Source organism: Gemmata palustris (genome assembly GCF_017939745.1).
In the GTDB taxonomy this organism is placed as follows: domain Bacteria; phylum Planctomycetota; class Planctomycetia; order Gemmatales; family Gemmataceae; genus Gemmata; species Gemmata palustris.
Map to the genome: position 1 here is coordinate 3,353,040 of NZ_JAGKQQ010000001.1, position 22,206 is coordinate 3,375,245.

Sequence of the window (22,206 nt, forward strand, 5' to 3'; positions counted from 1 at the left end):
GGCACATCGCTTCCCGCTCCCTTGCGGTCGCGGCTCGTAGTGCCGTTCTAGAATCCCGAAAATAACTGAGCACGCCCGAACGCGACCGGGAACTATGGGGTGAAGGAGGCGGAAGCACACATGGCCGATGCGCACTCGATCGCTCGACTCGCGACCCTGGCCCACACCGGGCTCGCGGACCACGCGCTGCTCGCGCGCTTCGCCTCCGAGCGCGACGAGTTCGCGTTCGCCGCACTCGTGGAACGACACGGACCGGTCGTGCTCGATGTCGCGCGCTCCGTGTTGCGCCACACCCAGGACGCCGAAGACGTGTTCCAGGCGTCGTTCCTGGTGCTCGCGCGCAACGCCAACACGATCCGCACGCGCGCCTCGGTCGGGTGCTGGCTCCACGGCGTCGCGCGCCGGCTCGCGCTCCGGGCGCGGCGCGCACGCACGAGGCGGGCACGTTACGAGGCGGTCCCCCGTGACGCACCGATCCCCGACGACGAACTCACGTGGGCCGAAGTCCGCGCGCTCATCCACGCGGAACTCGCGCGGCTACCCGAAGCACTCCGCGCCCCAATACTTCTGTGCCACCTCGAAGGACTCACGCTCGACGAGGCCGCCGCGCGCCTCGAACTCTCGCGGAGCACACTGCGAAGGCACCTGGACCGGGCGCGCGAAGTTCTGCGCGTGCGCCTCGCGCGGCGCGGACTGGCCGTGGCCGCGATCGCCTTCCCGACATCGATTTCCAACGCGGTTCCGCCGGAGGTCGTTCTCGGAACGGCCCGGTCCGCGGTTCGGTTCGCCGCCGGGTTCGCGGACCCCACGCGCGCCGTCGAACTCGCTAACGGAGCAATGTCTGCCATGACCGCTGTGCGAATGAAACTCGGTCTGCTGCTCGTGGCCACGCTGAGCACTGTTGGGCTCGTCGTCGCGGGTACTCAGATGGGAACCGGCCCACAGAAAGCGGAACTCCCATCCGCGCCAGCGCCCACAGCTAAGCCCGAGGAGAAACCACCCGCCAAGTCCATGACCGACGAAGAGAAACTGCAGGGCGCATGGGCGATCACCAACGACGTCTTCCTACAAGCGGGTGAGAAGTGGACATTCATAAGTGGCCGGCTCGAGAGGCCCGGGGAGAAGAAAGCGCCCAAGCCAGAGGATCAAGTCAACACGTGGTACAAGCTCGATCCCAAGCAGAATCCCAAAACAATTGACCTCACGTGTCAGGTGGGGACCGATGGTCCGCTCGTGTTCGTCGAGAAAGGTATTTACTCGCTCGAGGGGAATGAACTGAGGCTCTGTATGGCGGCCGGTGGCGCGGAGCGGCCGAAATTGTTCTCGAAGGATCTGGGGCGCACGTCGCTACTAACCCTCACACGCGAGCCGCCCGCTAAAGCGATCTTCCTGGACCAGCGCGAGGGCAAGCCGCCGATGCGCACCGTGTTCGTGTCCCTGGAGCTGACCAACCCCCGGAACGAACCGGTCTGGCTGCTCACCCGGTATTCGGGGGACAAACCGCTCGCGGAGTCAGGGAAGTTCCTCGCGACCGAGGACACCCCGCAGGCGTTCGTCGGGGACAGCTATAGGAGCACCAAAGATGGCGGGATGGGCGAGGCCGTTCGCGTGAGTTTCATCGGGGGGTTCCACGCCTTCTATCTCGCTCCCGAAGCGACCGTTCGCTTCGACCGGTACCCGATCGAGTGCTGGAAAGATGTGGATCAGATCGAAGTCTGGGAAGTGTCCGCACTCCGCGTCAACGGGCGCACGGCCCTCGATGAGTGGCTACCTTACCGAACAAAGAGCGACGTAAACGTCCGCGTCCCCGCGGGCACGCCCGCGACCAACCTCGACTGGGACGCGCGAACGGCCAAGTCGCGTACCGATTACCCGAAGGAGCGCGTCGAGTTCGTGCGCGCCGAACCGATTCGGAAGTGGCTCCTGCCGATCAAGAAGCCCGGTGCAAAGGCCCCCGCGCCCAAAACGCCGCTCGAGGAGCTTCAAGGTACCTGGGACCCGATCGCCCTTGAAGCCCCGGGGTCGCGGATAACAGGACCGAATTTAAGCCTCTTTTTGCGCGAGTTGGTAATCGCAAACGACACGTTCCGTCAAGACATGGTATCTGGCGTGCGATTGATGAATATCAGAGTCTATAGCAATACGAGCCCCAAATCTTTCGATCTGTTCGCCCCCCCGGACAATTCACCCGACGTTGAGACGGAGAAAAAGAATCTCAAGCCGATCACGTTGGGTATCTACGACCTCACCGGCGACACACTAACGCTCGCGTTTTCGGGCAATGATGTGCGTCCGACGGGATTCAAGGTAACCGCCGACTCGAAGGCTACCGTTTGTACCTACAGGCGCAGGCCGCCCGCGAAGTCCGAAAAGGCGCCGGCGGAGTACGTCTCCGCGGAAGCGACACTCTACCTGGGTCGCGACGGCTTGGGGGGCAAACCGGGCGAGGTGATGAAGAAGGCGATCACGGACGAGGAGACACTCGCCAAGCTCGCGGCCTGCTTCCCGGAGCTGGGGAGCGGGAAGACATCGTCGACGGCCGGGGCGTGGAAGGCCGCAGTCACCTTCCAGTTCACGAACAGAAAGGGCGAATTAATCAAGGTGTACAGCAACTGGACGGAGTGGAATCAAGGCAAAGGAGATTGGCCGGTGAAGGCCAGTCTCATGAAGCTCACCGGCGAACTGTTCGAGCAGCCGGTCCTCATCGATCGGGGGACCATCGCGGGCGAGTGGGAGTTCGTGAAAGCCGAGCAGGGCGGCAAAAAGCAGGAGCCTCCACCCTTCGACCTCGTTGCGACCGGTTCCACGCTCCGATTCGAGACCAACGGGAAATTTTTGACGGAGTCCGAGTGGAAGGTCAATTACACGATCGACCCGAGTAAGTCCCCGAAAGAGATCGATTTCGTCTTCTCGCCCCGCCCCACGGGGGCAAAAACCGCTCGGGGCATTTACGCGGTCAAAGACGACACATTGATGATCTGTTTAGGAGGAGGTCAGAACCGGCCGGCTGACTTCAACGCTCTCCGGGGGCCGGACGACACCTTGTGGGTGCTCAAGCGCAAGGGCACCGGACCGGCACCGGCACCCGCGCCCGCTGCAGGCGACCTCGACGGGTTGCGGAAGAAGCTCCGGAGCGGCACGCCCGAGGAGAAACGGCAGGCGCTGACCACGATCCGCGACCTGCAAGCCATCAGGCTGATCCCGGACGTGATCGAGGCAGTCGCCGACCCGACTGCGCTCCCGCGTGAGGGGGACACGGGGTGGGGGTTCGTCGGGCACCAGGCGGCCACGGTCATGGTCGAACTGGCCCGCGCGGTGGACGGTACCGACCGGGCGGGCCGTCGGGATTACACTTTCCACGACGATCAGTACAAAGGCGGCGAGAAGCTGAAGGAACTCGGGCGCCTGGAGGACGTCCGCAAGAACTGGGCGCGCTGGCACGCCGACCGAAAGTAGGCGCGGCGCGGCCCGTTTTGATTTGGTACCCCGAAGGGGTTGTACATCGGATGGGTTCCCCAGGGTGCGCGGTGCGACCCTGGGCTGGGATGTGTAACCCCTTCGGGGTATCGGAATTGGTGGTGCGGGCGCGCGGCGCGTGTGGGCGCACCCACCGCCCTGACGGGCGGGGTTCACCGGGCGCGGGCGGTTCGGTTCTTTACCCCGAAGGGGTTGCACATCTCAGCCCAGGGTCGCACCGCGCACCCTGGGAACCCACGCGCCAGAATTCCGAGAATTGTCCAGCACCCCAGAACCCGACCGGGGACTATGGGGTGAAAGGGGCGCTCGGGAACCATCATGGCGGACATGCACGCAATCGCCCGGCTCGCCGCACTCGCCCACAGCGAACTCGCGGACCACGCGCTGCTCGCGCGCTTCGCCACCGAGCGCGACGAGTTCGCGTTCGCGGCACTCGTGGAACGACACGGACCGGTCGTACTCGATGTCGCGCGCAGCGTGTTGCGCCACACCCAGGACGCCGAAGACGTGTTCCAGGCATCGTTCCTGGTGCTCGCGCGAAACGCCAACACGATCCGCACGCGCGCCTCGATCGGGTGCTGGTTGCACGGCGTCGCGCGGCGAATCGCACTGCGGGCGCTGCGCTCGCGCACGAGGCGGGCGCGCCACGAGGCGGTTCCGCGTGACACGCCCGTGCCCGACGACGAACTCACATGGGCCGAAGTCCGCGCGCTCATCCACGCGGAACTCGCGGGGCTCCCCGAAGCACTCCGCGCACCAATACTCCTGTGCCACCTCGAAGGGCTCACGCTCGACGAGGCCGCCACGCGCCTCGAACTCCCCCGCGGTACGCTGCGCGACCGGCTGGACCGGGGGCGCGAAAGGCTCCGTCAGCGCCTCGCGCGGCGCGGACTGGCGGCCGCCGCGATTGCTTTTTCGGCGTCCAGTTCCAACGCCACACCGCCATTAATGGTTCTTGTAACAGCCAGGTCCGCGGTTCGGTTCGCCGCCGGGTTCGCGGAACCCTCGCGCGCCGTCGAACTCGCCAACGGAGCGGTCGCCGCTATGACACCCACGCGATTGAAGTTCGGGCTGCTGTTCGCCGTCACCTTCGGGGCCGTCGGGCTCGTGGTCGCGGGCATCCGGGACGTCGAAGCGCCGGCCGTGGAGCCGCCCGTGGCAGAAGCCGCGCCGGTGATCGACGAGCCCGAAGCCGCGGCGCGCGAAGTGGTGCGCGCGGACCTGCCCGTGGCCCCGCCACCGGTCCCCGCGCCGCGCGTCGAGTTCGAGAGCATCACCGTCGTCATCATCAAACCGCCCGGGCTGAGCAACGAGCCGGGCGGAACGATCCGCATCTCGTCGGACGGATCGTGCTTGTACGAGGTTCCCGGGCGCGTGCCCCCCGGGGGCGGTAACCCCTTGCCCGGCGCGCGGCTCGTTCACAAACTTCCGCGCGACCGGCTCCGCGCGCTGAACCAGGTACTGAAGGACACGGAGTGGCTCAAGGCGGACGCGAAGGAGGTACCGCGCCTGCACGCGGCCGAGTACACGATCACACTCGAGCGCAACACCGGGCGCGTTCCGATCAAGAGAACTCTAAAAATAACGGGTGTGTCCGAGGGGTATCGGAATGTATTCCACTTCTTCCAATCGATCGCACACCAGGAGTTCCTGCTCTACCGCCTGGAATGGCTTCTCAACACGATGGTGGAAGCGCGCCGCGACCTGGACAATATCATCGGCGGAGAGTTGGGCGAGTCGATCGGCAAGTCGCTGTACGCGATCGATTTAACCCGCTTCGTCCCGTGGGCCACGCGGACCGTGCGCAACTCGTTCAACAAGCAGGTCGACGAGGTGCGCGTCGCGGTGCGGCTGATCGGGTTGCTGAAGCTGGAAGCGGAGCGCGAGCACGTGAACGACCTGGCTACGGACCGGGATTCGAGCGTGCGCGCGGCGGTCGCGCTGGCGGTGGGGCGCCTGGGCGGGGAGAAGGCCGTCCCGGTGCTGCGCAAGATGCTCCGGAGCACGTCCGAAGCGCCCTGGGAACTCATCAAGCTCGGCCCGATCGCGGTCCCGACGATCGTGGACGTGATCCAGAACGGCGGCGACCCCAGCGACATGGGTTACGAGCACCTGATTCGGGCGTACATCGAGAACTGGAAGGACGTGCCCCAACCGCTCGACGGGAGAATCACGGTGGCAGTGATGGCGGGCGCGGTCGCCGCGAAGGAGAAGGCCGTCCGCACGCAGTACCACGAGGAGCTACTGAAACTGATTGCCACGCCCCCGCCGCCCGAAGACCCGAAACTCGCGCGCGCCCGCGCGGACGTCCTGAACCTCGCGAACGCGGTGGAAGCGTACCGGGCCAAGTGACTGTCCCATAAGGGGTTGTCACGCGGCTTTGTGATATTGGATTCGGGGTCGGCATATTTGGGTTCGAGTCGGTTGAGCATGAGGTGGATCATGGCCAGTTTGATGAACGCCTCCGCTGACATCACGCTTTCCTCCCGGTCCTTGGTGAGCCGCCGGCACGTGCCCAGCCACGCGAACGTGCGCTCCACGGTCCACCGGATCGGCAGCTTCACCCACCCCTTCGACCCCTCCGGGCGCGCACGATGACCAGATCCCACCGGGCGTTGTCCTCGACCCACGCGTAGAGGGCGAAGTTGTGGTACTTGCTGTCCGCGTACATCCGCACCACCTTGCCGACCGGCTGTCCCTCCAAGCGGGGGAACAGTTCCTGCGCGGCTTGGGCATCGTCCACGCTCGCGGCGGTCACCAGCACGGCCAGCAGCAACCCCAAGGAATCCACGACGATGTGGCGCTCCGCCCGTCGACGTTCTTGGCGTTGTCCCGGCCCCGCTGCTCGCCGCCGGAGGTCGTGTCCACCGACTGGCTATCGACGCTCGCCGTGGTGCGCGCGCATACGGCTTCTCCTGGGTGCGGACCTTCTTGCGGAGCAGGTCGTGTATGGTGTCGAGGGTACCGTTGTGACGCCACTCGTCGAAGTACCGCCAGACCGTGGACTTGGGCGGGAAGTCCTTGGGCAAGTAGCGCCACTGGCACCCGGTGCGCAAGATGTAGAACACGGCATCGACGACATCCCGCAGGTCGGTCGTGCGGGGCCGACCGCCCGGATAGACCGGGATGTGAGGCTCGATTAACCTCCACTGCTCGTCGCTTACATCGCTCGGGTAGGATTGGGTTCTCATGAACCATTTTACCCACCCCAACTGCCCTTATGGGACAGTCACTAAGACGGGTACGTACCCGAAGACGTTGGCCGCTGAGGGACGACGGTTCGTGCGCCCGGTACGACCCTACTCGACCCGTGGCGCGGCGAGTACCTGTACACCCCGAACGGCGAGCGCGCTGGCCACACCCACCCCGACGTCTGGGCGGTAACCCCGGACAAGGTGAAGATCGGGAGCTGGGCCGCGGAGCTGTGGGGAGTTGGGTGCTTCAAACTTCGGGGACGGAACGTACACCGCGCCCGAACAGCGGGCACTGGGAATTCGAGGCGAACATGGTCCGGCTGCACAAGGATGAAGGCGTGTTCTACCGGGCGGTGCGGTACACCCTCGACGTGTCCCGGGAGCCGAAACAGATCGACCTCGTGTTCGGCGGTGCGGTCCTCAAGGGTATCTATGAGGTGAAGGGCGACACGCTCCGCGTGGCTTACGCCCAATCGGACAAGGACGTGCGCCCGACGCATTTCGAGGGCGGCACCGGGGCCGCGCGATTCCTCTTCAAGCGAAAGAAGTAGGGTAGCGGGGCGATTGATAACGAGCCGCGACCGCAACAGTAGTTTCAAGGCGTTGCGTTGGTTGTAAGTGTATTGTGTGGCAGGGTAATACATCGTGTGCGTGGGTATCGTGAGCGGATCCGTTGCGTGAGCCAGTCGAGCATCTCGGCCAACGGGAACTGGGCGACCCAGGCGGTCGGCGCGAGCCCGCGTGCCCGAGCGATCCGGAGCGTCAGGTACACCCACACCTGGCGCAACAGCAGGGCCACGCCCTCGAGCAGCAACCGGTACTCGGGGTTGGTGCTGGTGGTCCACCCGCGGGCCTGGTTCTTCTGCCGATAGCTGGTCTCGATCCCGAACCGCTCGGTACCGCCGGCGCCCCAACCGAGCCCGGTTCGCCTCCGACACGGCGGTCGCATCGCCCCACCCGCGGAACGCGTACACCCGGGCGTGCGATTCGCCTTCCGTTGCCACACGAGCACCCGAGTCGATACCGCCTTGCGGCTCTTCTCGGTGACCCACCCATGGTGGTGATGGTGCCGTGGGGTTGGGTGTAGCTGGCGTTGCGGCGGTTGGTACCGGTGCCCTTCTTGCGCATCGGGACCGTGTAGCTCAGGTTCCGTTCCTGCAACAGCACAACAGGGTCTCCCCGCTGTCGAACCCGGCGTCCAGAACCACCCCGCGGACCGTGAGCCGCGGGCCGCCACCTGGTCCAGAAGGGTCTGCACCTGCTGGTGCGGCTTGGTTCCTTTCGTCACGCTCATCAGCCCCACGGTGTACCGCCGGTGCTTGTGAATCAGTACCCCGGTGGCGTGCGCGTGAAAGAACGAGGTCCCGGCCTTCTTGGGTCCGCCGATGATCCCGGGGTGCTGCGATCCCCATAAAGGGGACGTAATGCACATCGATGGCACACGTCCACCGGCGCCTCCGGTCCCGGCGCGTGAACCCCGCCACCTGGTGAAGGGCATCCACCAACCGGGCCGTGAGTTGGTCCTGGGAACCCCGGTTGGCGTGCATCGCCTGTCGCGCGGTCTCGTGGGAGAACCCGAAGTACCGGGTCACTACCGCGAACAACGTGCGGGTGGTGCCCGCGATCAACAGCACCAGGTCGAGCAACTGGGTGCGCGTGACCGACCGCTTGTAGTCGGTCCAACCCAGGGCCCGTTCAACGTTCGGCGCGTCAGTGCGTGGACCACCGCCGGGGTGATCGTAGAGTAACCACGTCGCATGGGAGGCTCCCGTTCAAGTGCCTGAGAACCTTGAACTTAGGAACTCCCATGCGGCACTGCCAAATCACTTGAAACTACTGGCAAGGGAGCGGCTCGTCCGAATTTACTCCCTTGCGGTTGCGGCTCGCTGTAACGGACCGCCTAGCTCCCGCTCCCGCGCTTCGCTTCGAGTTCCTGCCACCGCGTGTACAGCTTCTCGACCACCGCTTGCGCCTCTTCGAGCGCCTTGCACGCCGCGGTGAGCGCGACGTGGCTGCTGCCCGCGTTCGCGACCTCTTGTTCGCGCGCCGCGACCGTGCCCTCGGCGGCGAGAATCGCGGCCTCGATCCCGTCCCACTCCTGCTGCTCCTTGTAGCTCAGCTTCTTCGGCTTCGCGGCCGGCGCGGAAGACTTCTTCGCGGGCGCGACGGGCGCGGGCTTCGCCGCTTCGGTGGCGCGCTCGTAGGCCGTGAGCCACTGGCCGACGCTCCCGTACTTCGCCGAGTCGCCGAGCCCGTCGAGGCCGATCACCTCGGTACACAGCCGGTCCATCAGGTCGCGGTCGTGGGTCACGAGGATCACCGCGCCCGGGAACTCTTCGAGGCTGTCTTCCAGCGCTTCGAGCGACGGGATGTCGAGGTCGTTCGTCGGTTCGTCGAGCAGGAGCAGGTCCGCGGGTTTGAGCATGAGTTGCGCGATCCGCACGCGCGCCCGCTCGCCCCCGGAGAGCGCGCTCATTTCCACGTCGAGCTGGTCCGGGCGGAACAGGAACCGCTGCGCCCACCCGCCGACGTGCAGTTGCCGCCCGTTGAAGGTGACCGTGTCGCTGTTCGGGCTGAGGGCCGTGCGAAGGGGCACCGTCAGGTCGAGCGTGGACCGGCCCTGCTCGAACGTCACGATGCGCAACCCGTCCGCGCGCGTGACGACCCCCTGGTCCGGTTCGATGTCCCCCGCGAGTGCCTTCAGCAGCGTACTTTTGCCGCTCCCGTTCGGCCCCAGGAGGCCGAGCCGCGTGCCCGGGCTGACGATCAGGTCCAGTCCGCGGAAGAGCGGGCGCCCGCCGAGCGCTTTGCCGATGCCGGTGGCCGTGAGGAGCTTCTTCGTCTGGCGCCCGGTTCCGGCGAAGTCGATCGCGGCCGTTCCCGCCGCCGCGGTGCGGTAGTTCAGTTCGGCCAGTTCGTCCCGGCGCGCCGCGGCCTCGCCGATGCGCGAGCGCGACTTCTTCCGCTGGGCGGACTCCTTGCGCCCGAGCCACTCGGTCTCGCGCCGCACCTGGTTGGCGACCGCGTCGCGCTGGCGCGCCTGGGCCTCGAGGAAGGCGTCGCGCTTTTCGGCGAAGTCGTCGAACGCGCCGGCCACGCGGAACGCCCCGCCCGGGTACACGCGGCTCACTTCCAGGATCTCGTCGGACACGGCCCGGAGGAACGCGCGGTCGTGGGTGGCGACGAGGTACGCGAACGGCGCGGCCCGCAGCAGGCGCTCGAGCCACACCACGCCGGGCAGGTCGAGGTGGTTCGTCGGTTCGTCCATGAGGAGCAGGTCGGGCTCGCGCACCAGCTCGCGCGCGAGAGCGAGGCGCTTGCGCCAGCCGCCGGAGAGCGTCTCGGCGCGCACGTCGAAGTCCTCGAACCCGACCTGCGTGAGCGTGATCGCGGTGCGCGTCTCGCGCTCGTGGTCCTCGAGGTTCTCGCCCGCGAGGGCCGCCATCAGAACGCCGTGCGCGGTCTGCCCCGGCTCGAAGATGTCGTCCTGCGTGAGGTACCCGACGCGCACGCCCCGGCGCGCGGTCCGCGTCCCGCTATCGGCCGCTTCGATCCCGGCGAGGATTTTGAGGAGCGTCGACTTCCCGGCACCGTTGGGACCGATCAGCCCGACGCGCTCGCCCGCCCGGAGCTCGACCGAGAGCCCCTCGAACAGCGGGCGCGGGCCGTAGCTCTTACTCAGCTCTTGCGCGGACAGCAACAACGACATAATTCGTTCCGGGGGATCGGGGCGCGAACAATCGGAGTTTTCTTACGGTTCGCGGCCCCTCCACGCAACGAAGTTGTGCCTCGCCCGTGCCGGTCGCAAGTCTCGGTGCTTGCGTTGGTGGTGGGTTCGTGTACGCTGTGTTTCGTTCTCGTGGTCGGTTTAGCTCGGTGCCCTACACCAGGACGATGTTGCGTCGTCCGAGCACATTCCACCACACCCTGCGCGGGGACCGCTGTTCCAGCACCGCTTTCGGAACTGTTCCTGAACGTTCAGGAGCGGGCTGGATCATCCCCGCTGATCGTGGTTCCGCTCCTGAACGTTCAGGAACAGTTCCGGCGGTGCCGCGAGCGCTCCGCGCCCCAGGTCGAATAGTAGACGCCATGAGAACGCACCACGGGCCGAGGAGCAATCCCCGGCCCGTGGCGTTTTGCATCGGAAGAAGCTGCGAGGTGCCGATCAATCCACGCCCAAATCCTTGATGAATCGGGTCGAGGGGTAGATGCGCTCGTACTCAACGGCAAAGTAGTCGGCGACGATCCGCCGCACCTTCAGCGCCACCTCCGGGTTGGTTCCGGGCGAGCAGCGTGCCAGAAACTCCGCGTCTGAGATTGGGGGGAAGCGCTCCTTGAATGCGTCGCTGCTTCGTTTCGCTGCGACGATGGCGCCAACCACAGTGGCGAGAACGACGGCCGCAAAACACATCTCCGGAATCATCGGATCACCTCCCGAATCAGCTCACACGACCGAACCCGACACAGCCTACCGCCGGCGCTCCGCTTCCGCTACTCCTTGCCGAGCACGAGGTCGATGACCCAGCACCCGCGCACGTGCGGCCCGTCGTTGCGGCAGTGATCGAGGACATCGGCGCTATCACACCCTGCGTCCTGGAGCGCGTCGGCGAGGATCGGCATCGCGCTGAAATCCCGTGATTCGTACATTTGCGCGGCCAACGCGACCGCCGTGGAAATGCGCCACGAAGGGGAGAACGTCACGGAGCGAAAGGGATTCCCGAAGACGTCGCGCAGAACGTGAGCCTGAAACGCGACTTCCGCACTCGCCCGCGAGAATGCACACTCAGCCCATTCCTCGTCAACCGGTTCGTCGTCCGTATTGAGTGCCCGCGCAGCAAATTCCGTGGTGATCGTTATGTTGCCCGTATTGAACGCGGATACGGCCCCGCGCGCGTAATATTTTCCCGGCGGCGTTTCCCAACGGTGGTTCAGGAGGCGCCCTGCCATCCGCATGAGGTCGTCCTCTTCTTTCCCGCTGGTTCGGCCGTCGGCGCGCCGTTCCAGTAACGCCAGCATGTGTTCGTAACTATCTGATTCAAGCAAGTGGTATACGCGCAAACAACAAGCGAAACCGAATAGCCTCTTCTTTCGGATCGTCGTCTTGATTTCGAGAAACTTCGTTAGCGGCGTCGGGTCGTCGCACGCGAGCCATTCCGCTTCGGTCATTGGTTGCTCTCTTGGGAACGGCTCTCAGCATGACCGATTCGGCGCCGGTCGCAAGTCTGGGTGCTTGCGTTGGTGGTGGGTTCGTGTAGGCTGTCACTTTCCCGACCGGCCCTGGCGGTGCATGCGCTCCGCTGGGCGGGCCGGTCAAAGTTCTCGTGGTCGGTTTAGCTCGGTGCTTTGCACCAGGACGATGTTGCGTCGTCCGAGCGATTGCCACGCCATGCGTCTCGGGGAACGCTGTTCCAGCACCGCTTTCGCGGCCGCGAACAACTTCGCGACGGCGGACTGGATCAACCTCGCCGGTCGCGGTTCCGCCGTCGCGAAGTTGTTCGCGGCCGCGGCGGTGCCGTGAGCGTTCCGCGTCCCAGGTTCAGAAGTAGACTTCACGGGAACGCACGCGGGCCGGGGATTGTCCCCCGGCCCGCAGTGTTTTGCATCGGAAGTAATCGACTGGAACGCCCTTTGCGCCCGGTCGTCGGGCGGGCCGGCCAAGGATGGGCAGTGGTTCTGTCGGACTGTGTTTTCCTCTTACGAGCGCGTGCGGCGCATGATGTCCCAATTGTGGATACTGATGCCGAGCACCGGCATACGGCCCGGTTGCTCGTCTTCGTGCGCGACGAACGCGATGCCCGTTGGGGCGTGGGGAGCCAGCTCCCGATTCGGATAGTACATCTCATCGCCGCTGTCATAAAAGAGCGGGAACTCCGACAGAGCCTCTTGAAGAGGGCTACCGATCCCGATCCGCCCTAACGCCCGCCCGCGGTATCCCTCAAACGCCCAGATACAGAACAAGTCGCCAGCCGCGTTGAAGTCGAAGCGAACTACGTCCGCCCCGAAGAATATGACCGTGTTCCCCGACCCCAACGGGAGGGTGTTCCGAACGACCAATACTCCGGTGTTTTGATCGATCGCATCCCTCAAAGGAAAATCCGACTGGTACTCAATTTGGGTGGCGCCACGGAGTAACTCGCCGCACTCCGCAAGCGGCGTCCCGATTCGCCACCCGGCCGCAAAGAGCCCTGGGTACAAATCCGCGTCCAAGTCTATTCCTGCCATTTCGCGCCACTCTCAACTGCGAACCGCTGGTTTCTGTAAAAGTCCACAACGAATACCGCCTTGTCGAACCACCATCATCGTACCCTTGCTACTCCTTGCCGAGCGCCAAGTCTACGACCCAGCACCCGCGGACGTGCGGCCCGTCGTTGCGGCAGTGATCGAGGACATCGGCGTTGTCACAGCCCGCGTCCTGGATCGCGTCGGCGAGAATCGGCATCACGCTGAAGTCACGTGATTCGTACATCTGTGCGGCGAGTGCAACTGCCGTGGACGTGCGCCACGAGGGGGAGAAGGGCACGGGGCGGAACGGGTTCCCGAAGATATCGCGGAGTAAGTTGACCATCTCTGCGGCAGGATCGGGATCTGTCCAACCCATTGGTTCGCCGGAACCACCCCATGCCTCCGCCCAACTGCTCAACATTTCCTCGGTATCTTCTGCACTCAGCCCAGACGACGTTTCGAGAGCGTGGCCTTCGAGTGCGAGCGCTGCGCTTGCCCAGGTCAGATTGAGTAGGAATAGCTCATCCGCCAGAATCGCAGCGCTCTGATACGCGGCTTCGTCGGCCCGGCTTTGGATTCGGTTATCCGCGCCCAGCATGTTACCATTGGCTATATCGGCAGCTTCAGTAAGTTCCTCGGCGGTCGCCGCCCCGTCGGCATAGCGCTCGGCAGCGAGTACCGCGTTCCAGCTTCCATCGTCGCTCATCAGGCGACGGACTCTGTAGCAGCACGCGCACGCGAAGAGTCGACGCTTCCGCTCCGGGCTTCGGTCGCCGAGCCACCTCAGCATCACTCGCGGGTGAGTACACGCCAACCATTCCGCTTCGGTCATTGCTTGCCCTCACGGGAATGCTTCCAGCATGACCGATTCCGCGCCTTACGCCCAGGCGAGTTGCGCGCCCGGAGCGGAAACCCGCGCCACCTAAAAAGGGGCTCGCACCACCCGTTGCGTCGGTTAGAATCGCCGCACTCGCTCCTCACCACGGGTACCCCCACATGCGCGCCCGCTCCTGCCTCGCTGTCGCCATCGCGCTCGTCGTCTCCGCGCTCAGTGCTGCGGCCGATCAACCGCCCAAGCCCACGGCGGTGCGGGTCGGGTCCGCGACCGTCGAACTCGAAGCCGATGACGGCATGGTCATTGGCGGGGGGATTCTCCCCTACAAGGTGAAGGGGCAGGAGGGGAAGCTCCGCGCGGTCGCGACCGTGATCGAGAAGCCCGGCGCGGGCAAGGTGTGCGTCGTCGCGTGCGACGTGCTCATGCTCAACCGCGACCTGCTCGACCCGGTGACCGAGGAGGTCGCGAAGGCGCTCAAGATCCCCGAAGCGCACGTCCTCATCAACTGCACGCACACGCACCACGCCCCGACCACCGTCACCATTCACGGGTACGAGCGCGACGAACTCTTCTGCCGCCGGGTGCAGAAGGCGATCGTGAAGGGGGCCAAAGACGCCGACGCGAAGCTCAGCGCGGGCGACGCGACGTTCCACTTCCGGCTCGGCGAGGAATCGTCCGTCGGGCAGAACAGCCGGCTGCTCCTGAAGGACAACAGTATCTTCTGGATCGGCCCGCGCGACGACACGGTGCGCCCGACCGGGCCGTTCGACCCGGAGCTCCCGGTGCTCGCGTTCCGCGGCGCGAACGACAAGCCGCTCGCGGTGCTGTTCAACCACTCCACGCACACGATCGGGGTGCGCACGTCCGGGCGCTCGCCGTCGTTCTACGGCCTCGCGGCTCAGGAACTCGAAGCCGAACTCGGCGGCACGTTCCTGTTCCTGGAGGGCGCGTCCGGCTCCACGCACAACCTCGGGTCCACGGCCACGGAAAACACCCTTCGCATCAAGCAGGCCGTGAAGGACGCACTGGAGAAGACCGCCCCGCGCCCGGTGGCACGCGTGACCGCGGTGAAGAAGCCGTTCGCGTTCAAGGTGCGCGCGTTCGACGAGGCGAAGGAAGAGGCCGCAGTCTCGGCGTACTGCAAGGCGCGCGCGGGGAAGCAAGCGGAGGCCTACACCGACGTGTTCCGCGCGCAGCGCAAGGTGCTGGCCCCGAAACAGGGCGAGGAGCGGACGACGGTGATTCAAGCAGTGCTGATCGGCGACGTGGCCGTTGTGGGCGTGCCGGCCGAGTTCTTCACGGTGCTGGGCCAGGACATCAAGCGCCGGTCCCCGTTCCGGTACACGTATGTCGCGGAACTGGCGAACGACTACGTCGGCTACCTGCCGGACAAGAAGGCGTTCGAGTTGGGCGGCTACCAAACGTGGACCGGGCTCCACAGTTTCGCCGAACGCGACACCGGCGAGCGCATGGTCGACGCCGTGGTGACGATGCTGGAGGAACTGGCGAAGAAGCAGTGAGGCGGTCGCAGTGCTTTCTTGTTGTGTGGGTCTTTCTTGTAGGGCGGGTCAAGGCTTTGCGCAGGCCCACCATTACCCCCCCCCGGGTACGAACGGAACCCGCTCGCCCCGGATGACCCGGCGGGCCAAAGAGCCGATGGTGGCGTTCTTGTAGCCCGTCTTTGACATGCCGGATGATCCGAGGTTTGGGAGCGCGTCGGTTGCGTTCGCGCTCGCCGGGGGAAATGGTGGGCCTGCGCAGAGCCTTGACCCACCCTACAAGAACGCCGCACGCTACTTCTTCCCCTTCAGGCGCCCGAGCGCGCCCGCGGCATCGCGCGTGAGCGTGAGATCGGGTCCACCCGTGGCCAGACGCGCCAGTAACGTCTGCGCCTCGGGGGTGCCGATCCGCTCCAACACTTCCACGGCCCGAACCGCGCGCAAGTGCTCTCCCGATAGCTTGGTTTCCTTGACGTTCGTGAGAATCGCGTTGAGGCGCGTGCGCACTTCGGGCACGTCCGATTTCCCGGCCGCCGCGCGGAGTTGGGTGGCTGCGGTCGGGGCGAGCGCGGTCAGTTCTTTCGACGCGCCCTCTCGTTCCGCGAAGTCGGAACTGCCCAGCTTCCCGATCAACGCGGCGACGATTTTGGGGTCCGCGGGCGCCAGTGGTTCGACCCGGTCCGTGATGAACTTGAGCGCCGCGGTCGGGTCCGTGGACAGGTACCGGATCGCCGCGAACCCCTTCCGGGCGCTCGGGTCCGCCAGGTCCGCCCACGCCGCGTCCGCGTTTTGGGGCGTGGGGGCCGGGGACAGTCGCCCCCCGGTCGCGTCCCAGATCAGGAGCGTGCGGTCGGTTGCGAACGTACACAGGCGCGTCCCGTCCGGGGAGAACCGCACCCCCCACGGCTTGCCAACGTGTCCCGTGAAACGGAGCCGCTCCGACCCGGTCGCCACCTCGTACACGCGCACGTCCGCGCCGTGAGTGGCGGCGAGCGTTCGCCCGTCCGGGGAAAATTCCAGCGCCGGCGAGCCCCGATCACCGGGCTCCTTCGCGACCGGTTCCACCAAAACGCGCAGCTCGCGCCCGGTGCCCGCATCGGCGAGCCCCACGGCTCCGTCTTTATCGGCCAACGCCAAATAGCGCTCATCGGGAGAGACCGCCACCGCGCCCGACCACTTCTCGGCCAGCCGGAACTCCTCTTTGCCGGTCGCAAAATCGATCACGCGAGCACCGGGCGCGCCGTCACGCACCAGCACCCGTTTTCCGTCTCGGAAGAACACGAGCCGACTCACGACACCACCAGTGTGCGGAATCGTTCGCACTTCTTTTCGCCCGATCACGTCCCACACGTGTAGCGCCTTCTGTCCCCCGCTCACCAGGAACTTCCCGTCCGGGGTGAAGGTCAGGGCACGCACCATTCCGTCTTTGGCCACGAACGAGTGCAACTCCTTGCCCGTTACCGGCTCCCAGAGCCGGACCGTTCCGTCTTGGCTCCCGGTCGCCAGCAGAGATCCGTCCGGGCTGTACGCGATCCTCTCGATCCCGGACTTGTGCCCGACGAACTCGAGCACCTTTCGGCCCGTCGTTGCGTCCCACACCCGGGCGACGTTGTCCGTGTACGAAGCGCCGGACACCACGCGCGTTCCGTCCCGCGACCACGTCGCGTCGCTGATCGTGTACCGGTGCCCGCCGGTATCATCAACCGGCTTCCCCGTCGCGGCATCCCAGACGCTCACCCGGCGCCCGTCCGCCGCGAACAGCCGCTTACCGTCTCCCGTGAACGCGGCGTGGAACACCTGGAAATCGTGAACCTGAATGTCCCGGAGTTTCTTCCGCGTGCCCAAGTCCCAGATCCGGATCGTGGTCGCCTTGGCGCCCCCCGCAAGGGTCTTCCCGTCCGGGGAGAACGCCAGGAATTGACCGAGGCGCTCGGGCTGATCGGCCAGTTCGGGCAGTTCCTTTCCCGTGTCTACGTCCCACATTCGGACCTTCGTTGTCTTCTGGTCCTCGCGGGCCAGGAGTTTGCCGTCCGGAGAGAAGCAGACCGCCTCTGTGAATTGCTGCCCGGTCGGTGGAAGTTGGAGCAGCGACTTCGCGGTACCCGCATCCCACACCGACACCGAGCCGTCGGTCAACCAGTACGCGACGCGCTTCGAGTCCGTTGAGAATTGAATGGGGTTGTGAAAGACCGCTTGCCCGGAGCAGGGGCCGAGATCGGTCCAGCGTTCTTTGTCGGCGTTCCAGATGCGGAAGGCCGCGAGCCCTTGAGCACCAATGTCCCGCTGAAGAACCGCCACGGTCTTCCCGTCCGGCGCGAGCCCGGCAACGGACAACTCACTGATTGGGGGCAGCTTCCGAATCGTCTCCCCCGACACCGGATCGATCAGGCGACTCTCGTTCTGGTCCCGCACGATGGCAACCAACTTCGCGCCGGCAGAGCTGAGGGTGAACCGAATATGTTGCGGTCCCGGTTTCGTCAACCCGTCCCAGAGCGCGATCGGGCGCCCCGACTCGCCGTCCCAAAGTTTGTACCCATCACGCCCCCGGGACGCGACCAGCTTCCCGTCCGCGCCGACGATCATGCTCTCGATCGTTTCGCCGTGGTGGAACCGGATCGACCCGAGGCGCGCGACCGCGCCGGGCGGGAGCGGGTCGCCGAACACGTCCGTTGTTGGTGTGGGGGCGGCTTTCGCAACGGGTTGCGTCGCGTGCGCGGCCGGCGCGGGAGCGGGCGGGGCTTCGACCGGTTGGCCGGCCGCCGCCAGAACGAACGCCAGAACCGTAACGGCCGGCGCGAGCAGCACCGCGCGCCACCGGGGGCTCCCCCCCAGAAGTGCCGCGAGCGCGGGCGGAACACCCGAGCCGGCACTTGCCATTACGACCGCGACCGTGCGCTCCACGAGTGCGGCCGATACCGGCGGCGGGGCGCCGAAGACGAGCGCGGGCGCGGCCAGCGGGAGGCCGTAGCGCGCGAGGCGCAGGCGGAGCCGATCGCGCCCTCGATCGAGGCGCCCGCGCAGCACCCCGGGTTCGCACCCGATTCGCCGCGCGGCTTCTTCGTGCGTCAATTCCTGGAGGTAGCACAACACGAGGGGGAGCCGGTAATTCTCCGAGAGGGCTGCGATCTCGGCGTCGAGCACTTCACGGACTTCCTTCCACGTGAGGTCGTCCGAGGTGGGGGCCGGGACCCGGCGCGCGGATTCGCGCTTGCGGCGCCGGTCCTCGCCGCGGCGCGCCCGGTGGGCGATCCGGACGGCCGCGGCGTGTAACCACCCGGCCAGCGCGCCAGGGCGCGTCAATCGGCCGGCGGAGCGCACCAGGAGCAGGAACACGGCCTGGAACGCATCGTCCGCGGCGGACTCTCCGAGGACGTGCCGACACGTGCGAAGGACGAGCGGTCCGTTGCGCCGGACCAGTTCGGCGAACGCGGCCTCGTCGCGCTCCACCGCGTAGCGCTGGAGCAACACGGTATCGGCCGGGGCGACTTCGGTGCGCGGAGTGATGTCCCGTGCGAGTTGAATCAAGCGCGCAGAACCGGTCATGCAAGTGCCTCCGAGGGTGTTCTACCCGAGAACTCCCCGCCGGCGGGCCGCACAACATGCCCGATTCCAAAAAAGTTCGCGCTTGGGAACCGCGCTCCGCGGTCTACACCGCGAGCCGCGAGCGGAACCGGCGCGCGACCGCGAGGCACCCCATTCCACTCAGCGCGAGCACCATGCCCGGAGGCGCCGGCGTCGGAGTCACGGTGGACGGCCCGATTTCCCAGTGTCCCGTTCCGCTGCCGATTGCATCCGTCGGGCGGGTGATCGCGAACCACTGCGAGGCACCCGGCGACAGTGCCTGGGAATCCAGGAACGTTTGAACGAGCCCCGACTCGCCGATTTGGTCCCCGAGGACCGAGCTGCCGAGCCCGGTCGGTATCCCGGTCAGCGGGTCCACGGCGAGGTCGGGGAACACCCCGTTCAGCGCATAGACCGTCGTTCCTCCGGCCTGATCCTTGAAGGTGAAGGAGTAGTTCTGAACCTCGGACGTCGAGAGCGCACCGTCGAGCAGGTCCGCCTGATCGACCTGGAAACTGCCGGTCAGTGACCCGCCGCTATCCGACGAATCCGTCTTGAAGCTGTACGTGATGAACCCGGCGCGTGCCGGCGACGCCACGGCAAGAAGGGCGGCCACAGCAGCGCCGGTGGCCCACATGCGAACGGTGCGCGACATTGGACTCTCCACGAGTGCGGAATCGGGGCACACAGCGTGAATCCAGAAATCGGCGCGAACCGGCCAAAATCTTCGCGCACCCGGCGCTCGTACCCGGCAGGAGCGAACCCGGACCGGGTAAGTGGATGCGCAAGCGTGCGTCACCGCGCGGGGCGCAAAAACAGCGCGAAGCCGAGCGCGGCCGCGACCACCGCGCCCATCATCATCCCGTGCGCGGCTAACATTCGCTAACGTTTCGGGCCGCCCCAATGGGAACCGCGAAACGCCGGTGATTTCGCGGGTACGCGGCTAACATCGGCTCACATCGGCTCACATTTTCGGGTCGTGCCGGTCCCTTATGGGCCGCCGACCGCGCGCGGGCCGTCCCGTGCGGGCGCGGGCATGTACGCGGGCCAGTGGAACCACGAGTAGTATTCGGCCCCGCTCGTCCGCGCGCCCAGGTAGCCCCGGCGCACCGCCTCGGCCGGGGAGGGCAGCCCGAAGCAGTCGGCCACGATCTCGGCGCAGTTGGCCAGCCCCACGCCGGTGCCCCCGCGGGTCACGCCCCCGGCGAACAGGTTCGCGAAATCCGCCCCGGCGCGCGCGGCCAGGAACTCCGCCTGGTCGGGCGCGATGGCGTTCTGCACCACCCACCGGGTGAGCCCCGCCGCGACCGGGAACACCCACAGCGTGACCGCCCCGCCCGCCGCGAACCGGACCGCGTTGTTCACGTAGTTGTACACGACGCGGTCGATGCTCGACGTCTCCAGGCACCGGGCCGAGATCGCCCCGGTGAACGCGCACCGGACGCCGACCGAGACCGGGCCGGCCGGCCCCTGGGTGGCCATCCCGTCCCACTTGTCGGTGAAGTGATCGATGCCGTGGGCCTTGGTCGCCTCGTCCGCGGCGCGCACCGCCGGGTCGATGTCCGGGAGCAGGTTGCGCATGATCTTGGCGTGGTCCCGGGCCGCGTCCACGCACCGGCGCACGAGGGCGTGGTCGCCGGGCATCATCCCGAGCATTTCGGCCGTGCCGAGGAACACGGTGAGCCCGCCTCCGCGGATGTCGTGGATCGCCTTCCGCACGGCCGGGTCGCACGCGCCGGCGGCCTGCGTCGCGGCCCCGAGCTGGCGCGCGGCGCCCATCAGCCCCTCGTCCCCGACGCGCTGGATGTACGCTTCCAGGGCGGCGAAATCGGGCGCGTGCCGCATCGTGTTCCACAGAAGCGGGAGCCCGTTGACGTCCCGGTACACGCGCGCGAGCAGCTCGCGATCGGCGGGCGCGAAGCGCGCGGTAGGCACCTCGTACCCGGCCCCGTCGAACCGCTCGGACCGGTTACTCGCGAGGGTAACGGGTGCCAACTCGTAGAGCGCGTGGGGGATGGTGGGCATGTGCGGTCTCGGACGGCCGAAAATAGTGGGGAGAGTGGGCGAATAAAGCATACTACGGGCTCGGCCCCCGCCGCGCGAAACTCCCGGAAATTTTGATGAATCGGCCCCCTCAATACGCAACGCACCGACTCCCCGCCCGATGGGGCCGCGCGTCGCGCGGTCGAGCGATACTACCCGATGGCAGAAGTGGGCGCGATGTGGGCGGAGGGCACGCTAATTGGCAGTGCCACATCAGGCGTTTGCTGACGGCCGCTTTCTCGTCACAGCCATCGGTCGGGAGATTCCTGAGTTGGCCTGGCAAGAGCGCGGCTGCGGAGCTACTCTTTACCTCAAAATGGAGTTACAATTTTTAACCCACTCAAAAAACGGAGGCGAGCGTGAAACTAAATAAGCCGCCAATCGTTGAAATGTGGGTGGAGTTCCTTTTTGATCCGAATCCGAGTGAAAGTGTTGAGCCCAAATTCGAGTTCCTCGGGCAATTCACAAACCAGTACCCGAAGTTGGAAATACTCCACGAAGACACGCTGGAGTTTCAGCAGTTCTCCCCGAAGCAGCTTCCGAAAGTCGTGGGGCGGAAAGTCGAGATCCGGCACCTGCGCGCGAGTGACGAGAAAGCCACCCGCTGGATTCACGTTACCCACAACCGCCTCGTGTGTAACTTTCTCAGGTTGGGGGAGGGCTACCCGGGGTTCCGTGCGCTGAGCGAGGACGCGATCGCGAAACTCAAGAGCTACGTCGAGCGCTGCCAACCACTCAAGATTCGGCAGGCGGCGATCCACTATGTCGATGTGATCGAGATCCCGTTGCCCGAGAACCGTGCGATCCAGCTCGCCGATTATTTCACCCTCGGGCTCGATCTGCCGGTGGACCCGTTCGGGGACCAGTTGTCTTACCTCTTGAGAACGGCGGTTCGCCCTGCGGACGGCACGGGGGCACTGGAGATTCAGTTACAGAGTGAGTCCCTGGCCCCTGACGGTAAGAGGCTTCGCTTTCGGATGGACTGGCACAAGTCCTGCCCCTACGATGGCGAGATCGACCCCGACAGAATTCTTGCCGACCTCAAACGAGCACACGAATCGATAATAAGGTGCTTTCGTTCCGCATTCACAGAGACGACTTGGAAATTATTTGATCCAGAAGACTAAGAGCGATCATGGCCTTCGCAGTTCTGCCGCCGGATTACCAGTTGAGCCGCTCCGAGGTCGTTGCTTTCAGCAGCTACCAAGGGGTGAAATACGGAAGTGGACTTTCACTTGCGTTCGATGTCACCCGGCGCAAGATGAGCACTATCCGCTGTGGCCAAACCACGTACCGCTTGCGACATCCCGCGCAGGGCTTTTTCGCGCCCGCACGGTCCAACGGGGCGGGCGGAGAGTTTCTCGTAGAGGGATTC

16 protein-coding genes and 1 pseudogene are annotated in these 22,206 nt (G+C 66.0%); 7 read left to right on the forward strand and 10 right to left on the reverse strand.

From position 1 onward, the window contains the following. Positions 1–120 precede the first annotated feature (120 nt). Together J8F10_RS13775 and J8F10_RS13780 are read left to right on the forward strand one after the other, a co-directional pair. A complete protein-coding gene (locus J8F10_RS13775; RefSeq protein ID WP_210654375.1) occupies positions 121–3,456 on the forward strand; it encodes a sigma-70 family RNA polymerase sigma factor in 3,336 nt (1,111 codons plus the stop codon). Between the two features lie 339 nt (positions 3,457–3,795). Then, entirely contained in the window at positions 3,796–5,829 is a 2,034-nt protein-coding gene (locus J8F10_RS13780; protein ID WP_210654377.1) for a sigma-70 family RNA polymerase sigma factor, read from the forward strand. Between the two features lie 65 nt (positions 5,830–5,894). On the opposite strand, the pseudogene J8F10_RS13785 reads toward J8F10_RS13780, so the two are convergent. Then, positions 5,895–6,668 (reverse strand): annotated as a pseudogene (locus tag J8F10_RS13785) (IS5 family transposase); the annotation flags it as partial. 29 nt (positions 6,669–6,697) lie between these two features. Between J8F10_RS13785 and J8F10_RS38855 the strand changes: the two are divergent. Continuing rightward, on the forward strand, positions 6,698–7,222 hold the full coding sequence (locus J8F10_RS38855; protein ID WP_246523320.1) for a TIGR03067 domain-containing protein: 525 nt from the start codon (positions 6,698–6,700) through the stop codon (positions 7,220–7,222). 44 nt (positions 7,223–7,266) lie between these two features. On the opposite strand, the gene J8F10_RS38860 is transcribed toward J8F10_RS38855, so the two are convergent. Further along, positions 7,267–7,620 (reverse strand): hypothetical protein, encoded by a 354-nt coding sequence (locus J8F10_RS38860; RefSeq protein WP_246523322.1) that lies wholly within the window; start codon positions 7,618–7,620, stop codon positions 7,267–7,269. Positions 7,621–8,183: 563 nt separating this feature from the next. Here J8F10_RS38860 and J8F10_RS13800 point away from each other — a divergent pair. After that, entirely contained in the window at positions 8,184–8,345 is a 162-nt protein-coding gene (locus tag J8F10_RS13800; RefSeq protein ID WP_210654381.1) for a hypothetical protein, read from the forward strand. A gap of 226 nt (positions 8,346–8,571) precedes the next feature. On the opposite strand, the gene J8F10_RS13805 is transcribed toward J8F10_RS13800, so the two are convergent. From J8F10_RS13805 to J8F10_RS38865, 3 genes are all read right to left on the reverse strand, one after another. Then, positions 8,572–10,380 (reverse strand): ABC-F family ATP-binding cassette domain-containing protein, encoded by a 1,809-nt coding sequence (locus J8F10_RS13805; protein WP_210654383.1) that lies wholly within the window; start codon positions 10,378–10,380, stop codon positions 8,572–8,574. Between the two features lie 456 nt (positions 10,381–10,836). Then, on the reverse strand, positions 10,837–11,094 hold the full coding sequence (locus J8F10_RS13810) for a hypothetical protein (protein WP_210654385.1): 258 nt from the start codon (positions 11,092–11,094) through the stop codon (positions 10,837–10,839). Between the two features lie 68 nt (positions 11,095–11,162). Next, positions 11,163–11,837: a hypothetical protein gene (locus J8F10_RS38865; RefSeq protein WP_246523324.1), complete on the reverse strand. Its 675-nt coding sequence runs from the start codon at positions 11,835–11,837 to the stop codon at positions 11,163–11,165. A 220-nt stretch (positions 11,838–12,057) separates the two neighbouring features. Here J8F10_RS38865 and J8F10_RS39865 point away from each other — a divergent pair, with 220 nt between their 5' ends. Further along, the gene (locus tag J8F10_RS39865) at positions 12,058–12,189 is read left to right on the forward strand and encodes a hypothetical protein (protein WP_261363058.1); all 132 of its coding nucleotides are present in this window, start codon (positions 12,058–12,060) and stop codon (positions 12,187–12,189) included. A gap of 176 nt (positions 12,190–12,365) precedes the next feature. Here J8F10_RS39865 and J8F10_RS13820 read toward each other — a convergent pair whose 3' ends face one another. After that, positions 12,366–12,509 (reverse strand): hypothetical protein, encoded by a 144-nt coding sequence (locus J8F10_RS13820; RefSeq protein WP_210654387.1) that lies wholly within the window; start codon positions 12,507–12,509, stop codon positions 12,366–12,368. A gap of 472 nt (positions 12,510–12,981) precedes the next feature. Beyond that, positions 12,982–13,599, reverse strand: a complete 618-nt coding sequence (locus J8F10_RS38870; protein ID WP_246523325.1) for a hypothetical protein — start codon at positions 13,597–13,599, stop codon at positions 12,982–12,984. 290 nt (positions 13,600–13,889) lie between these two features. On the opposite strand from J8F10_RS38870, the gene J8F10_RS13830 reads away from it, so the two are divergent. Then, positions 13,890–15,248, forward strand: coding sequence for a hypothetical protein (locus tag J8F10_RS13830; RefSeq protein WP_210654389.1), 1,359 nt, complete (start codon positions 13,890–13,892; stop codon positions 15,246–15,248). Positions 15,249–15,521: 273 nt separating this feature from the next. Here the strand turns inward: J8F10_RS13830 and J8F10_RS13835 are convergent, their stop codons facing one another. From J8F10_RS13835 to J8F10_RS13845, 3 genes are all read right to left on the reverse strand, one after another. Beyond that, positions 15,522–18,770 carry a sigma-70 family RNA polymerase sigma factor gene (locus J8F10_RS13835; protein ID WP_210654391.1) on the reverse strand — a complete coding sequence of 1,083 codons (3,249 nt, stop codon included), beginning with the start codon at positions 18,768–18,770 and terminating at the stop codon, positions 15,522–15,524. Between the two features lie 103 nt (positions 18,771–18,873). Continuing rightward, positions 18,874–19,443 (reverse strand): hypothetical protein, encoded by a 570-nt coding sequence (locus tag J8F10_RS13840; RefSeq protein ID WP_210654393.1) that lies wholly within the window; start codon positions 19,441–19,443, stop codon positions 18,874–18,876. Between the two features lie 335 nt (positions 19,444–19,778). Next, positions 19,779–20,813 (reverse strand): ATP-binding protein, encoded by a 1,035-nt coding sequence (locus J8F10_RS13845; protein WP_210654394.1) that lies wholly within the window; start codon positions 20,811–20,813, stop codon positions 19,779–19,781. A gap of 377 nt (positions 20,814–21,190) precedes the next feature. On the opposite strand from J8F10_RS13845, the gene J8F10_RS13850 reads away from it, so the two are divergent. Beyond that, positions 21,191–21,958 carry a TIGR04255 family protein gene (locus J8F10_RS13850; RefSeq protein WP_210654396.1) on the forward strand — a complete coding sequence of 256 codons (768 nt, stop codon included), beginning with the start codon at positions 21,191–21,193 and terminating at the stop codon, positions 21,956–21,958. The last annotated feature ends 248 nt before the right edge of the window (positions 21,959–22,206 follow it).